Source organism: Dolichospermum sp. FACHB-1091, assembly GCF_014697585.1.
Lineage (GTDB): Bacteria > Cyanobacteriota > Cyanobacteriia > Cyanobacteriales > Nostocaceae > Dolichospermum.
This window is the reverse complement of record NZ_JACJSB010000001.1, coordinates 83,681-97,717: the sequence shown is the minus strand read 5'-3', so window position 1 is coordinate 97,717 and position 14,037 is coordinate 83,681. Positions and strand designations below refer to the sequence as shown.

Sequence of the window (14,037 nt, the reverse complement as noted above, 5' to 3'; positions counted from 1 at the left end):
AAATAAATTTATCTTCCTAAATATCTTTTAAAAAGGGATATTAAGATATATAAAAAATCCTGTTACAAATTGCTGTAAATTGCCTATTCTATAAGTTAGAAATAACTACACGTTAAATATATGATAATATAGTTAAATTGGATATAAAAATATTGATTTCTTATACAAAAATAATACCAATTTTGTATGAAGATGCGCTGAATTAATATCAACTAACCCCAGAGACTCATAAATAGAAAAGATAAAAAAATAGGCATATAACTGGTGTAAACAGGTTGCAAAATCTAACAATGATTTATTTCTTCCCAGAGTTTCGTAATCAATTTTAATATATTTTGCTATTTCAGATGATTGACTTTCTTCATATTGACTTTCTTTCAAATTTTTAGGTTTATCTCTGAGATTAGGATTATGCTTAATTAATATTTCCCGTGATGCCTTTACTAAAAATTCTTTTGCACCCTTTCCACCGGATTCAGCTTCTGCTATTAAATCTGTTTGCCCACGTTGTTTACTTTTAGCAAATTTTATCCATTCTTGATTATTTCGATGATCATTGTTGGTAAAAGAGCAGCATATACCCAAATAATCAACTAATAACCAAGCTTCAAGTTCTTGAACCATCGGAAAATATTTTACTCTTCCTTCACCTTCAAACAATTTAACAACTTCTTCAATTTTATTAACCAGAGATTTTTTTTCTCTACGTCTTTGATTTTGCGATTGTGTCCCATCGGAATCTAGTAAAAAGATAACTAAATTATGATTTTTTAAACAACTATCAACTGCCTTCTTTAAACCATCTTGATTTTTTGGATCTATGGCTCTATTAAAACCTTGTTTATCGCCAAGTTTGATTGTTATATTACCACCATAAAGCGCGACTATTTTGTTAGCAATACAACCGACTGCTGTCCTATCATAATCAGATTCCGGCACCCAAAGATAAATACTAGGCATATTAAACAGCAAAAACTCCTTCAATTAAGTGACTATGATAAATCGCGCTACCTATTCCAAAATCATTCATCCAATCGGAAAAATCATCTCGGTTTTCTGCTAATTTATCTAGTAGACAAGCTTTAGTTCCTATTTCTCCTTTTTGACTCAAAAGAATTACCGAAATGTCAGATGATATTTCTTCAGGAGAAAAACAATCCAATAATTGAGAACTATGGGTTGTAAAAATAACTTGTGTTCTCTTGGATAACTTTTTGATCATGCTAGCAATATCTTGTAAAATACCAGGATGAAAATTTCTCTCAGGTTCTTCAATACTAATGAGAGTTGGAACATCAGACTCATAAAGCATGATAAAATAAGCTATCAATCTCAGAGTCCCATCTGACATATTAGATAAAGCTATTTTTTTACCGTCTTCTTCAATAACTTTAATAAGTGGTTCTGCAACATCATCTAACTGTAACTTAATTTTCAGACAGTCATACAGTTCTTGACTCACTTCATCAAACTTATTTTTATCATGTCTAGCCCAATATTGTAAAATTGTTTGGGCTTTACTAGCATTAGAATTAAGGCTGGGTATTATTTCATCACTTTGTACAGATTTGTAGATTATAATATTTCTCTTTGGGCTTCTAGAATTTGCTCTGACACTATCAGGATCTACATCATAAAATTTCCAATCTTTTATATAGCTTGCTAACTTTTTTGTAAAAGGTTTATGACCATATCTACCTGCATCTGTTAATGCGAGTCCATCACCCTCATAAGATTGGTATGGCTGAGAATTTTCGCCATTTTCGTCCTTGACTATTCCTTCGCCATTAATAATATTAATTACTTCAATTTTATTAACTAAGAGATACTCTTTATCAATAAAAGTATTATTTTCGCTGAGACTAACTACAACATTATATTCTGCTTTATTACTTTCATCATCTTCTATAGAAATTTCATAATATATTTTTTTTTCTTCCAATCTTAATATTCTGTCCATATATTCTACAGGAGGTAGTGTTTGAGCTTTTAAAAGTGTACTGAGAAAACCTAGTGCTTCTAAACAATTTGATTTACCACTAGCATTAGGTCCTACCAAAATTGTTAGATCCCTGAAATTTAAATCTACATCTCCTAAGCTTTTAAAATTTTTAATTTTTGCGGATATTAGTTTAAGGGTCATAAATATCTCCAGTATATTAGTCAATTTAGTAACTACGCAATTATTTTAAATAAAAAGTCACAAAAAGTGAGAATTAACTATGTTTCACAGCAATACTTCAACCCAACATTAACATAAAATCAGAATTAGATCACATCATTATCTGGCTTAGAATGTCTACTCACCCCATCTTAAAAGACAATATGGCGGAAAACCCTACAGCCTAAATGCCAACAACGACTTTCATAGATTTGTTAGACTAAACACACCAGGATTATTTCAGTTACATCTATAGATAACGCCAGCAGACGAGGCACTTCATGCTTACAAACACCCTACTTCTCTCGAATCAACTCCCCAGTTTACAATATTCGTCCACCACAGAACGCTTCGATGACACTTGGGAAGCCCCCCTGGCAACCCTTTTAGGACTAGGACGCGCCGCTGGGGCAGATTTTGTGGAATACTTCCTAGAACGTCGCAACTACATCAGTTGTCTAGCGGAAGATGACACTATTACGAGCATTTCCCCCAGTTTAGCCACTGGTGCAGGAGTGCGCGTATTTCGCGGTAAAGCTGACTGCTACGTTAGCACCAATAACCTCACATTTGCAGGTTTAAAAGCAGCTTTAGAAAAAGCACTTTCTATTTTGGGACTACAATTACCAGGTCCTAGTGGCTTCATTCCCGAAATCAACCTGGAATTACTCAGGGACTACGCCAGCAAACGCGGTAAAGACGCTTGGCTACCCTTATGTAGTTCTATCCGCGAAATGGGAGAAGTTCTTCTTGATGGTACAGCCCAACTGAACAAAAAAGCTACCCACGTCCAATCTCGCCGCGCTTCCTACTTCCGTGATTGGCAAGAAGTATTAGTTGCTGCCAGTGATGGTACATTTGCCCGTGATATTCGCCTCACTCAGTCCGTGGGCTTTAATCTGCTTTGTGCTGACGGCGCTAACCGTTCCTCTATTGCTGAACGGGCGGGTAATACCAGTGACGCTAACTTCCTGAGAACCTGGGATTATCAACAAGCCTCCGAACAAATCGCCGAATCTGCTGGTAAAATGCTGTACGCAGATTACGTAGAATCAGGAACTTACCCCATTATCATGGCCAATCATTTTGGCGGTGTAATTTTCCATGAAGCCTGTGGACACCTTTTAGAAACCACCCAAATTGAACGCAAAACCACACCATTTGCTGATAAAAAAGGTGAAAAAATCGCCCATGAAAGCCTGACGGCTTGGGACGAAGGACGGGCAGAAAATGCCTTTGGGACAATTGATATGGACGATGAAGGAATGCCCGCCCAAAGAACATTATTAATTGAAAAAGGCATTCTCAAAAACTTCTTAGCTGATAGAACCGGTTCAGTGCGGACTGGACACCCCAGAACAGGTAGTGGCCGCCGTCAAAATTACACCTTTGCTGCCGCTAGTCGGATGCGAAATACATATATTGATTGTGGTGAACACACAACAGAAGACCTATTTGCCTCCGTTGATAAAGGCATTTATTGTAAGAAAATGGGAGGTGGAAGTGTCGGACCAACCGGTCAATTTAACTTTAGCGTTGATGAAGCTTACCTAATAGAAAATGGTAAAATTACCAAACCATTAAAAGGTGCTACCCTCATCGGTGAAGCTAAGGAAATTATGAACAAAATTTCCCTATGTTCCCAAGATTTAGAACTAGCTCCCGGCTTTTGTGGTTCAGTTAGCGGCAGCATTTACACCACAGTTGGACAACCCCATATTAAGGTTGATTCTATTACCGTTGGCGGAAGATAAAAACAACAGATAAAAATCATCAGATGAAAAACAGATAAACCATCCATATCATCCGCGTTTATCTGCGTTCATCTGCGGTCAAAATTCACAAATTAATTCATCATGACAAAAATCCAAGAAATCGCCACCTACGCTCAAGAAAATGCCGCTAAACTCGGCATTAAAAAATTCGACATTTACGGCTCAACTGTAGATGATACCAGCGTTCAAGTTGACCAAGGTGAACCCAAACAAGTTAAAGCTTCTAATCGTTCTGGGGTGACAGTTCGAGTCTGGAATGAAGAAAATACAATGGGTGTTACTAGCACCACAGATGTAGATTATAAAGGCTTAGAATTAGCTTTAAAAACTGCTTATGAAGCCAGTTTTTTTGGAGTTAAAGAAAATGTTCCTGATTTTAGTCCAGAAGCAACAATTCCCATTCCTGATAAACATCAAGAAAAAGCCCTGCAAGCACCTGTTTCTGAATTAATAGAAAAGCTATTAGTAGCAGAAAAAGAATTAATGGCAACTCATCCTGCTATTACCAGTGTGCCTTATAATGGTTTAGCACAAAGAGATATTGACAGATTTTATCTCAATAGTGAAGGTGCTTTAAGAACTGAATCTCATTCTTTAGCTTCTATTTATTTGTACAGCAAAACTGAAGAGGAAAATAAAAAACCTCGCAGCGCTGGGGCTTATCGAGTTAAGGAAAGTTTAGCTGATTTAGATATTGCTGGTTGTATTCAGGAGACTGCCCAGAAAACTATCAGTCATTTGCATTATGAAAAAATCAAAACTGGTAAGTATCAAGTAGTTTTTTCTCCTGAAGCTTTTTTAAGTTTGTTGGGTGCTTTTTCTAATTTATTTAACGCTCAAAGTATTCTGGATAATCAAAGTTTATCAAAAGTTGATGATATCGGTAAGGCAATTGCTTCACCTTTACTGTCAGTTTATGATGATGCTTTACACCCCGCTAATATTGGTGCAGAAAGTTTTGATGGTGAAGGTACTCCTACTCGACAAATTAAGTTGATAGAAAAGGGTATTTTAACTAGCTTTTTACATAGTGCGGGAACTGCTAAACGGTTAAATGCTCAACCTACGGGTAATGCTAGTATTGGCGCGAAAGTGAGTGTTGGTCCTAATTTTTATCACGTTTTTGCAGCAGAAAATCCTGAGCAAGAATTGAGTTTAGAAACTGCGGAAAATGTGGTTTTAATTGATGATTTACAAGCTCTTCATGCGGGTGTTAAGGCTTTACAAGGTTCTTTTTCTTTACCTTTTGATGGTTGGTTAGTTAATAAAGGTGAGAAGGTTAGTATTGAGTCCGCAACGGTAGCTGGTGATTTTTTGGAACTTCTCAAATCTATTGTTTATGTGGAGAAAGAGGTGGAATTAACACCAGGAGGAGTTGCTCCCAGAGTTTGGGTGAGTGAACTTTCTATTACTGGAGATTAAGAGATAAGAAATTTATAGCAAATTTCATCTTAATCAAGTAAAAGCGGGCAATATGCCCGCACGACAACCGTGGTTTAAAATATAAAATATTTTAATATATAAAATATTATAAAATATAGGTTGTTGTATGGGTTATTAAAAATGCTAGAAATGAAAGTTATTAAAGAAATAGAAACTGTATTTAGACAGTTTGGATATGAAGCAGAGGATATATTTAATGCGATCGCTTATTTTTATGTTAATATTTTTATGATTCAAACTTCTGAAAATCTGACAAAAATTATCCAAAAAGGTGAGATAATATCACAGGTATTATTAAAAGATAATACCAATAAGCGGAATATTGAAAAAATTATTGACGATTATATTAGACAAGATAAAAGCTGTAATAATCTCACAGTGTTTTATCAATATTTTCTTGGTAAACGATTTAGAGATATCACGGGGAAATTTTTCACGCCTGATAAAATCGCTAAATCAATGGTAAGAATGTTACCAATTAAACCTCATGCTCTAATTATAGATCCTACCTGTGGTTGTGGAACATTTTTAAAAGCATTAGGTAATTTTTGGCAAAATACACCTTGTCATTTAATTGCAAATGATGTAGATAATATGTTAGTCTGCTTAACAGAATTAGTCTTAAAGATAAATCAGCAATATAGACAACATCAACAAGATATATCTTTATTTACCTCAAATATTTATAGTCCCCATCAAGAAATTAAATCCCTATTTGGTAAAGTAGATTATATTTTAGCTAATCCACCATTTTCTCTTCCTATAGATAGTTTTTCCGCTGAAAGCGAATTATTTGCATCAGGTTACAGAAATAGCGATGCTTTATTTATTGATTTAGCTCTGGAATTATTAAAACCTCATGGGCGTTTAGTTAGTCTTTTACCTCATTCAATTATATCAAATAAAGAATATGAAAAATTACGTCAAATAGTTGAAAATAATTGGTTATTAACTGCTATTATAACTTTACCAGAAGGAATTTTTCAAACAACAGCAAATACAACGACTCGTGCCGATATTCTTGTATTGGATAAAAAAGGAGAACAGCGAACAAATAAAAAGACAATTTTTGCAAATATTTCTTCTATTGGCATACCTTTAAATGGTAAACAAAAAAATGTACAAACTGATGATTTAGAAAATCTATTAAAAGATCCTGATGTTATTTCAATTCTTGGTATCTAATCTAATTTAAAAATATGAAAAAAAACGGCTATACATTTTTAACCATAGTAGATACTGCTAGGATAAAAACAGGTATTTGGAATCCTTATTATTACAAAGAAAATGAATTAGGCTATAGCTTATCCGACTTTGTAGTTATTCAAAAAATTGAAACTAAAGGTAATATCAACTTATCTGATTTCGCACCCATTGAATATAAAAATATTCCCACTGGGGAACTTTTAACATTTTCCTTAGAAGATAATTCTGTAAAAGCAGGAAGATATAGTATAATAGGCGAGCAAGCTTTACTTTTTGGTACTATGCGTGCTTATCTTGGTAATGTTTTAGTTACACCAAAAGCAAAATGGTTAGAGAAAGAAAGTCCTATATTTTACCCTATTAATTCAGAGTTTGTACAGATTATTCCTAATGATAAATTGCCTTATTTTTGGTGGAGTTATCTAAAATCAGCGTTATTTCTTCATCAAATGCCAACAGGTAGTGGAGGAACTCGTCCCAGAGTAAGTATAGAAAATTTAAAACAAATACCTGTTGTTGTTCCTATGTTAGAAGAACGTACTAAAATAAATAATTGTTTAATTGAACTTGCAGAACAATCTTGGCGAAACTATATTCTTTGTAGAAATATCATTAAGAAAAATAACTTATGCTCAAATTGATTTGATAATAATTATGTCTGAGATTTCACAACAAGAAATTAAGGTATTACGAAATATTTTTGCTCCACTTATTGGCATAAAAATAGACTGGTTAAGCATTCCTCACCAAGCATTACCAGGTTTTGAACCTAGTCAAATTGCTGTAATTGTAAATACTCTTCTAGATGGTATTTTACCCCAAATTGAATTAATTTCCAGCACCAAAGAAAATCAAGAGAAACTTAAAACTATTGGACTACAAAAATCACCAAATTTTATTGGAGAAAGAGAAAGCTATCCCGATTATATTCATATTTCCGGTAAACGAGTGGAGTTAAAAGGATTGTTTGTAGATAACTTATCCCTCAAATTAAAAAGACCACCCACACCAAGAGAACCATCAGCAAGACTCAAAGAAAATATTACTATAAATAGTATTGATATAGCAAAAGATGTTTTATTAATTGCTGCTATTCAACTTCAGGAAGAAAATGGATTTTGCTCACCTTTTATAGTTGATATTGAAGTTCTTTCCATGGTAGAGTGCATTAAGGCAAGAGATAAACGATTAGAAGAAACTGGAGGTAAATGGATTGATGGTATTCCCAAAGTAGTTAGTACAGTAGGGAAGAAAAAATTAAAAGTCGGTCAAATTTTGCTCGATGCTGATTATGAAAAAGATACAAATTTTGGTAAACTAAAACGAATACCATACAAGCCTTTACAAGATTTTTTATCTAAATGGACATAAAAATATAAACTACTAAATCCTTTCAAATAACCAAGCTATGGCTGCTCCGGTGGTTTCTGCTAAGATGCTAATGAGCCGATAAAGAGCGATCGCACTAATTACTAAGGCGGCCGGAAAATGATATTGTAATAGTAATATGGCTATGGTTTCAAATACGCCTAAACCACCAGGCGCTCCCGGAATAACTAATCCCATTACCCAAGCACAAGTAAAAGTTCCGAATAATAAGGGTATTTGCTGCCAAGTTAAGGAATTTATCGCTAACATAGTTAAAATGAATCCAGCCCCACGCAACCCTAAAAAAACTATTTCTCCTAATAAGGGTTTGACTGGGTAGCGGTTGATTATAAAACTATCTATTAACTGGTTTTCTGGCTGAGATTTTTTATTTTTCCACCTGTCTAAAAGTTGAATGGTTGGATTTAAAAACCAAGGATGAAGTATACCTAAAATAATTATTAAACCCAATAATTGCAAAATAACTAAATTAATTTTCCAATTATTTACAACAATTTGACTAGCAAATAAAAGAATAATAATTAATGCTGCTGCTAACATTAATAGTGGTTCTAGTAAAACACTCAAAGTAGCAATATTAGTAGGAATATTAGCATTTTTCGCCGCTATAATTCGTCCATAATAATGCCAGACATTCCCAGGTAAATATTTAGCAATATTTGTTTTTAAATAAACTTGAATAAATTCAATGGACGATACAGATTGATTTAACTCCTTTAGCACCCAAGTCCAAATCCAACCCGCCCAAATATGTGCTAATAAAGTTACACTGGTAGCAGTACCTAATATTAACCAGCCGGTGATATTAATCCGAATAGCACTAACTCCCAACCAATTATCTTTGAAGGCTTTTAATAAAAAAAACAGCGTTCCCCCTAAAATCAACCACCGGAAAATTTTTTTCATTTTTGATTTGTGAATATTGGAAATATGTAGAATTCCGTATTTTTGAACTTAGGCGCAATACCCACAATAATATATATTACTCTTGTGGGGTGGGCTTCTAGCCCGCCCATTTTGTATTTAAGGCACAATAACAATAATATATATTACTCTTGTGGGGTGGGCTTCTAGCCCGCCCATTTTGTATTTAAGGCACAATAACAATAATATATATTACTCCTGTGGGGTCGGCTTCTAGCCCGCCCATTTTGTATTTAAGGCACAATAACAATAATATATATTACTCCTGTGGGGTGGGCTTCTAGCCCGCCCATTTTGTATTTAATTGTGTATACCTTGTTAATTTTGATATTTTAAATACCAACTTTCTAAGGCCAAACGATGAATTTCTCGCCAAGGAATATTATTTTGTTGTGCTAAAACTGCACAATCTTCATATTCAGGCTGGACATTTGTAATTACCTTTTCTGTGCCTTTTCCTCCCCAAGCAACTTTTACCGATATTGTCCCATAAATAGTGTCCACTTTTTGCATTTCTCTTTGTAAAATTGAGCGTTGTTCAGTAGTGCGACGAATCCCTAAAGTGCTGGTTTCTCGAAATAATACTGCTTGACAATTATCTAATTTATCTGGATAACAAATCACAGTTAACAAAATTCCAGGACGAGATTTTTTCATTCCTATCGGTTGGGTAAAAACATCCAGCGCCCCAGCAGTAAATAAAGCCTCAAATAAATAACCGAATACTTGGGGATTTAAGTCATCTATTTGAGTTTTTAATACGGTAACGGTTTCCAAATTGGGGGAATGTTCCACAAAATCAGAATTATCAGTCTGTAAAGATTCGCTTTCACCAAACCAAAGCCGTAGTATATTAGGAATGGGTAAATCTAGAGAACCTGCCCCTAATCCTACCTGTTTGATAGTCATTGGTGGCGGTGAACCAAAGTCCTGCACTAAGGTAGTAGTAATTGCGGCCCCCGTCGGTGTTACCAGTTCTCTATCAATACCATTGCTATAAACTGGACAACCCCGCATTTCCCACAATTTTAACACCGCTGGTACTGGTACTGCCATTCGTCCATGGGCTGCATGAACAGTACCACCTCCCGTAGGGAAAGCAGAACAGTATAGCAAGGGAAAGCCCTGCTGATTGCTATCAATACCCAACCAATCCAATCCTAAGCAAGTACCAACAATATCCACAATCGCATCTACAGCACCTACTTCATGAAAATGAACTTTTTCCGGTGCAATGCCATGAACAGCCCCCTCAGCTATTGCCAAACGTCGGAAAACGGCTAAACTCCAAGCTTCTGCCCGCTTTGGTAATTTGCCATTGAGAATCATCTTCTCTATTTCTGGTAAATGACGGCCATGGCGGTGATCATGTTCATGGTTATGATGATGGTGATGATCTAATAAATCAACATGAACTTTAGTCGCCTCTTGAGTTTGCCGGTGGACAAATTCTGCCCACAGTCGGTATTCTGGCTCAATTCCCAAACTATTGAGTTTTTCTACTAAATACTCCACAGGCACACCTAAACTGACTAATGCCCCTAAACACATATCCCCAGCAACCCCTGTTGGACATTGAAAATAAGCAATTTTATTCATAAATTTATTAGTCCCTTGTCCGTTGTCAGAAAAAAGAAGGAAAACTTTTACCCGTTACCCATTACCCATTACCAACCCTATTATGGCCAAAATATTCACCATTCATCCTGATAATCCTCAAAGTCGTCGAATAGAGGAAATAAAGTTGGCGCTATTAGGTGGCGCTATTATGCTCTACCCTACTGATACAGTTTATGCAATTGGTTGTGATTTGAATGTCAAGTCGGCGGTGGAAAGAGTGCGGCAAATTAAACAGTTAGCAAATGATAAACCCCTGACATTTTTATGTCCCTCACTTTCCAATGTGGCTACTTATGCCTTCGTAAGTGATACAGCCTACCGGATTATGAAGCGGTTAATACCAGGTCCCTACACATTTTTGCTCCCTGCTACCAAATTAGTACCGCGACTAGTGCAAAATCCCAAACGCAAAACCACAGGAATTAGAGTGCCAAATCATAATGTTTGCTTGGCATTACTGGCGGCCTTAGGAAACCCGATTATTTCGACTTCGGCTCAAGGCCAAAGCGCAAACAACGAAGATGAGGAAATAAATGGAGACGGAGTGCAACCAATACTGTCACGGGTAGATTTATATGACCATTTAGATAAACTGGTGGATATTATCATTGATACGGCCCAAGAGCCGACGTATCAAGTGTCTACCATTTTAGATTTAACAGACGAAGAACCAGTTATTATTCGGAGAGGTTTAGGTTGGGAAGCCGTAGCTACTTGGGTTTAAGGTTAAAGCTTGACAAGTACAACCCTTTGTTTTGGAATCGGTTGCGCTAATTTATGAGCACCTGACTCCAATTTTGAAATTGTTATCCTTCCTGGCACTGTAATCCTAATTCATGAAATTATGGCTACGCTACGCAGGCTATCGGCCAATTTTACCATGACTAGCCTTTTGGCGATTTGTCCTCAAAGTGAATATCTATTATGCCATCTTTGATTTAGTTACTAAAAACAAAGCGACACAATTAACAAGCCCTTAACTTGGGAAATTTTCTACAGTGTTTACATATCAGCCATCCAGGTGGTGAATCTTCACAGAAAGAATACTCAAAGGTTCTCACTACCGTGACGGCTCTTAAATACTGTGTCTGCATTTGAGTTAAGGTGCAATACCAATTTTACAGAAAAGTCATGAAAGCTAATATCGCCAATCTGCCTAATTCTACATCTGCTTTTAATAGCTATATTTCTCTGGAAGAATTGTCTGTTGTCAATACCAATACATTGGTGCAACTTCTATTCCAGGAAATGCAATCTCAAGTTAAAGCTACATCTATTGGTGTGCAAGATGTCGTCGGGCGCATAGCCAAGGAAGTAGAACGGATATGCGATAAAAGCTCCCGTATCCAAAATTCAGGACAAATTCAGTCTTGGCAAATTACTTTAGGAAGACATCGTTTACAAAAGTGCCTGCGTTACTACCAACTCGGTTCTAGACAAGGACGAGTTGAATTACATAGTAGTTTGGGGGCTATTGTTTATCGTCACGTTGCTGTTGCCGGCTCAGATTTAGGTTTTGACGCTCGTTACAATCTCATTGAAGATTTTTTACAGGCTTTCTATATCGAAGCTATTAAAGCTTTTCGTCGAGAAACTGAATTACCTGAAGATTACACCCCCCGGACTCAGTTACAAGTGGCTGAGTATATGGCTTTTACAGAACAGTATGCCAAACGCCGGATTAATTTACCAGGTGGCGCTAATCAACAGTTAATTGTTTTACGCGCTCAAGGTTTTGCCCGTCGTCAACCTCAAGAAACTACTGTAGATATTGAAATGGCTGTAGATTCTGCGAAAACGGAAGAAGCGGAATCTTATCAGCGTAATGTGGCTGTGCAGCAAATTCGCTCACAAATGATTGCTAAACCTGGTTTTGACCCTTCTGAGGAGTCGGAACGCAATCGAGTAATTACGGAATTGATGAAATATCTGGAGTCTCAAGGACAATCTGATTGTATGGATTATCTGACTCTTAAACTTCAGGATCTCTCTGCACCAGAAATTGACCAAATTCTCGGTTTAACTAGTCGTCAACGCGATTATTTACAACAAAGATTTAAGTATCACGTTGAGAAGTTCGCTAAACAGCATCAATGGCAATTAGTTCATCAATGGTTGGGCGCTGGTTTGGAACACAAGTTAGGTCTATCTTCTCAGCAATGGGATACTTTTTGGCATCAACTCACACAACAACAACAACAAATTTTTGAGTTGAAAACTGCCTGTCAAAGTGATCTACTTATCTCTAAAGCTGTTCAATGTACTCCTAAACAACTCCAAAAACGCTGGACTCAAATGTTAGAACTAGCATGGTCTATTCGTAATGGTCATGCTGAGTCTAAGAGCAATTAAATTTAATTCTGTAGGTTGGGTTGACGCAAGGAAACCCAACAAAATCATGTAAATGTTAGAGGATGTTTTAAAAGTTGCTGGCGATTATAAATCGCTACTACACAAACAAGGTCTACCTGCGTGGACTAAGACAAAGTTAAGGTTTGTTTCGCCTGTGTGCAAGATGAAGCGCGACCTCTAGTCCCTAGGGGTGTCATAAATTAGACTTCTCAAACACTCTCTTAGATTTCAAAATGTTGGGTTTGACTTTGTTCTACCCAACCTACAATTTTAATTTAATAAGAAGTTACTAATAATTCATTTATTTTCCCTCGTTTTTGACCATGGGAATTAATTGACCTTGCTGCTAATACAGTATGAATATTAAACCCAACATAAAGGTCACGAATAAATGGACAATCAGAATTAGATAGCATAACTTTTACACCTTTATTAGCTAATTTACTAAAAATATCCCTCAGTTTTATTTGTTGATTCTCATCAAAACAAAAATTACTATAAGCTGTAAAATTGCTAGTTCTATTTAGAGGATAATAGGGGGGATCAAAATAAACAAAGTCATTACTACCAATTGGATAATTTAAAACCTCATCAAAATTCCCTTGTTTAATTTCTACGTTCTTGAGTGCAAACGATGCTAATTTTAAAACTTCTTGCTGACAAATACCAGGATTTTTGTATTTTCCCACAGGAACATTAAATTTACCCTGAGAATTAACTCGATAAAGTCCATTAAAACAAGTTTTATTCAGATAAATAAACCGAGCCGCTTTTTCTAAATCTGTGCCACCATGATGATTTCTTTCATTATAATAATAATCTGAATTATGGCTGATTTGATGATGTTGCAACAGAGTTATTAACTCTCCCAAATTATCTCTAACGCACCGATAAGTGAGAATTAAATCTGCATTAATATCAGTTAAAACCGCTTTAAATGGCTGCAAATAGAAAAAAACTGCTCCACCACCTAAAAATGGTTCATAGTAAGTTTCGTAATGTTTAGGAAAATAGTCTTTATATTGGGAAATTAATCTAGTTTTACCCCCAGCCCACTTTAAAAATGGCCGTGGGTAAGTTTGTTGAGGAATTTGACTTACCATCTACTTACTGTTAAAATGAAAACTAAATTAATCTAAGTTATTTATTCCCTGTTTCTTCCCGCTC

General features: G+C 35.8%; 12 protein-coding genes. 7 read left to right on the top strand and 5 right to left on the bottom strand.

All coding sequences use genetic code 11. The features are described from left to right. Nucleotides 1–132 precede the first annotated feature (132 nt). Entirely contained in the window at nucleotides 133–960 is an 828-nt protein-coding gene (locus H6G25_RS00480) for a hypothetical protein (RefSeq protein WP_190390805.1), read from the bottom strand. Between the two features lies 1 nt (nucleotide 961). Then, nucleotides 962–2,143: an AAA family ATPase gene (locus H6G25_RS00475; RefSeq protein WP_190390804.1), complete on the bottom strand. Its 1,182-nt coding sequence runs from the start codon at nucleotides 2,141–2,143 to the stop codon at nucleotides 962–964. A gap of 299 nt (nucleotides 2,144–2,442) precedes the next feature. Between H6G25_RS00475 and H6G25_RS00470 the strand changes: the two genes are divergently transcribed. The 5 genes from H6G25_RS00470 (at nucleotide 2,443) to H6G25_RS00450 (ending at nucleotide 7,956) form a co-directional block, all read left to right on the top strand. After that, on the top strand, nucleotides 2,443–3,915 hold the full coding sequence (locus H6G25_RS00470; protein WP_190390803.1) for a TldD/PmbA family protein: 1,473 nt from the start codon (nucleotides 2,443–2,445) through the stop codon (nucleotides 3,913–3,915). A gap of 102 nt (nucleotides 3,916–4,017) precedes the next feature. Then, on the top strand, nucleotides 4,018–5,358 hold the full coding sequence (locus H6G25_RS00465; RefSeq protein WP_190390802.1) for a TldD/PmbA family protein: 1,341 nt from the start codon (nucleotides 4,018–4,020) through the stop codon (nucleotides 5,356–5,358). Nucleotides 5,359–5,508: 150 nt separating this feature from the next. After that, a complete protein-coding gene (locus H6G25_RS00460; protein ID WP_206754770.1) occupies nucleotides 5,509–6,564 on the top strand; it encodes an N-6 DNA methylase in 1,056 nt (351 codons plus the stop codon). 14 nt (nucleotides 6,565–6,578) lie between these two features. Continuing rightward, on the top strand, nucleotides 6,579–7,226 hold the full coding sequence (locus H6G25_RS00455; RefSeq protein WP_190390800.1) for a restriction endonuclease subunit S: 648 nt from the start codon (nucleotides 6,579–6,581) through the stop codon (nucleotides 7,224–7,226). 13 nt (nucleotides 7,227–7,239) lie between these two features. Further along, on the top strand, nucleotides 7,240–7,956 hold the full coding sequence (locus tag H6G25_RS00450) for a hypothetical protein (RefSeq protein ID WP_199319606.1): 717 nt from the start codon (nucleotides 7,240–7,242) through the stop codon (nucleotides 7,954–7,956). A gap of 12 nt (nucleotides 7,957–7,968) precedes the next feature. Here H6G25_RS00450 and H6G25_RS00445 read toward each other — a convergent pair whose 3' ends face one another. Both H6G25_RS00445 and larC read right to left on the bottom strand, forming a co-directional pair. Continuing rightward, nucleotides 7,969–8,880, bottom strand: coding sequence for a lysylphosphatidylglycerol synthase domain-containing protein (locus H6G25_RS00445; RefSeq protein WP_190390799.1), 912 nt, complete (start codon nucleotides 8,878–8,880; stop codon nucleotides 7,969–7,971). Between the two features lie 336 nt (nucleotides 8,881–9,216). Continuing rightward, complete coding sequence (gene larC, locus H6G25_RS00440; RefSeq protein WP_028091712.1) at nucleotides 9,217–10,497, bottom strand: nickel pincer cofactor biosynthesis protein LarC; 1,281 nt, start codon at nucleotides 10,495–10,497, stop codon at nucleotides 9,217–9,219. Nucleotides 10,498–10,579: 82 nt separating this feature from the next. Between larC and H6G25_RS00435 the strand changes: the two genes are divergently transcribed. Both H6G25_RS00435 and H6G25_RS00430 read left to right on the top strand, forming a co-directional pair. Next, the gene (locus H6G25_RS00435; RefSeq protein ID WP_190390798.1) at nucleotides 10,580–11,242 is read left to right on the top strand and encodes an L-threonylcarbamoyladenylate synthase; all 663 of its coding nucleotides are present in this window, start codon (nucleotides 10,580–10,582) and stop codon (nucleotides 11,240–11,242) included. 407 nt (nucleotides 11,243–11,649) lie between these two features. After that, the gene (locus H6G25_RS00430) at nucleotides 11,650–12,870 is read left to right on the top strand and encodes a HetZ-related protein (RefSeq protein WP_190390797.1); all 1,221 of its coding nucleotides are present in this window, start codon (nucleotides 11,650–11,652) and stop codon (nucleotides 12,868–12,870) included. Between the two features lie 275 nt (nucleotides 12,871–13,145). On the opposite strand, the gene H6G25_RS00425 is transcribed toward H6G25_RS00430, so the two are convergent. Beyond that, nucleotides 13,146–13,973: a DNA adenine methylase gene (locus H6G25_RS00425; RefSeq protein WP_190390796.1), complete on the bottom strand. Its 828-nt coding sequence runs from the start codon at nucleotides 13,971–13,973 to the stop codon at nucleotides 13,146–13,148. Between the last annotated feature and the right edge of the window lie 64 nt (nucleotides 13,974–14,037).